Source organism: Solibacillus sp. GQ1 (assembly GCF_059758555.1).
In genome coordinates, this window is sequence record NZ_JCAXEX010000022.1 from 1 (window position 1) to 229 (window position 229).

A 229-nucleotide genomic window follows, 5' to 3' on the forward strand; every position below is an offset into this window, starting at 1 on the left:
TAACTTCCGTGTTCGGTATGGGAACGGGTGTGACCTCTTTGCCATCATCACTTCACTATTTTCGGCTTCCAATACACGGCGCTATCCTTCGTCAACTTCCCTCGTTCTTTCAGTCACGTACTTTAGTACGCTCCTTCAATCACTCAGTCGTTTCCTCGACTAGCTTGTGTCTTGAAACCCTTAGAAAGATCATTCTTTCAAAACTGGATAAACGTTTCATTGAATACGT

1 rRNA gene is annotated in these 229 nt (G+C 43.7%); it reads right to left on the bottom strand.

The features are described from left to right. Positions 1–55: ribosomal RNA gene (gene rrf / locus AC6CH1_RS19320) — 5S ribosomal RNA — on the bottom strand; the annotation flags it as partial. Positions 56–229: the final 174 nt, after the last annotated feature.